The organism is Bremerella cremea (assembly GCF_003335505.1).
Classification (GTDB): domain Bacteria; phylum Planctomycetota; class Planctomycetia; order Pirellulales; family Pirellulaceae; genus Bremerella; species Bremerella cremea_A.
This window is the reverse complement of the sequence record NZ_QPEX01000022.1, coordinates 1-1,579: the sequence shown is the minus strand read 5'-3', so window position 1 is coordinate 1,579 and position 1,579 is coordinate 1. Positions and strand designations below refer to the sequence as shown.

General features: G+C 43.2%; 1 protein-coding gene. It reads right to left on the bottom strand.

What is annotated here, in order from left to right:
* Positions 1-227: 227 nt before the first annotated feature.
* The gene (locus DTL42_RS11290) at positions 228-1,052 is read right to left on the bottom strand and encodes a PEGA domain-containing protein (RefSeq protein WP_114368837.1); all 825 of its coding nucleotides are present in this window, start codon (positions 1,050-1,052) and stop codon (positions 228-230) included.
* Positions 1,053-1,579 lie beyond the last annotated feature (527 nt).

Genomic DNA, 1,579 nt, shown 5'->3' with positions numbered 1-1,579 from the left:
AAATCACCGCCGCGTTCCGCCGCCTGGCCCTCAATATTTTAAAACAGGACACCACCGTCAAAGATAACATCCGCGGAAAACGCCTCCGCGCCGGCTGGGACGAGACGGTGCTGGACAAGATTTATGCTGGTTTTAATGGGGATTGAACATGCGATTGCCGTGAGTATACGGATCATTATGTTTGCACTGGACAAATACCTGTGGTTGCATATGCACGGTAGACAAACCTAATCTTGAAGATTGGGTTTGATGTTACCACTTGTGCTTTCCTTGACGAGAGTGAAAAGTAGAGTATGAGAATCGCCCCCCACTAACTCTATGTCTTGCGTCTGTGATTCATAGCCTGGCTTCGAAATCTTAACTTCGTAGGTGCCGGGCTTTAAGAATTTTCTAATTCTCGTTTCACCTTTGAGAGGACCTGCTTCGATCATTGCACCACTAGGAGTTGAGCGAATGTCAATTCGAGACCAGGTCCTAGCGATAGAAATTGATGCAAAAATTACGAATTGTTTTTCTGGTTCTGGATCTCCACCTGCGTGTTGAATACTCGAACGAGTTAAGACCTTAAGCCCACCAATTGTTTTCAGTGTTGTTTTGTTCAAAACATTAGTATCCATGGATGACTTCGATACAGTACCTATCTCATTCATCCAATGCTCACTCTGGATTATTCCAAATTCAAGTTCTAATGGGCCACTGTTTATATCCGTGACTGGTTTGTCAGAACCGGCGGCCATTTGAAGGTTCTTGCGAATATCATTAGACAGCGATTCCCCTTCTGTAAGTGCATCCAAATAAGTGTTCGCAATCTCTCTAGCTTCTGGGCTCGATAGATCATTTAAATGTCTGATTGCAAGTTCAGATTCTGTCTTCGTTATAGCGGGGCCAAACGCGACTTTCCACGCGTTTGGATAGATTGTTTTTGAGAATTCTTCCGAGTTGTAAATTCTGAACTCACTGTCCTTTTGTGCCATAACAAGATTGTTAGAGATGACAAAGAAGAGGATCAATCCGAGAGAAAAAAGAAGGCCCCGCTTATAGAAAAGTAACATATAACGTTCCAGATCAATAATATTTTGCTTCGTTACGCAGCAGCTCGCGTTCTCTTGGGCGATTATGTGGTAAATGTCTAAGAGATGCAACCATTATAACAGTGTTTAATGGTTTGAAGATTGTGTGTCATGACTCCGCGAATTAATCACTGTTGATCTGGACCGGATACAGAACCACGGCAATCGCATTCGAAATCGCTGAAAATAGGGAGTTTAGCCGCTCAGAATCATAATTCGCATGAAAAAATTGTTCGTTTGCCCTCGCCAAAAGGCAATTGAAGCAAAAATCCTCGGGATTCACGCTAATTTTTGAATGCGATTGCCGTGGATACAGAACAATTTAATGTAGAAACGGACAATGTAGGATTCACACCGATAACGTCCTAAATATTGCGCGAATTTGAGAGCCAGCTCTGGCTCTGGTATGGATTTGATTACGAACATCAACCAACCAGAACCGAGGACTGACCATGACGAATGTACCAGAAGATCACGCGAGTGAAGAGATCCGAGATGTGATTTAGATT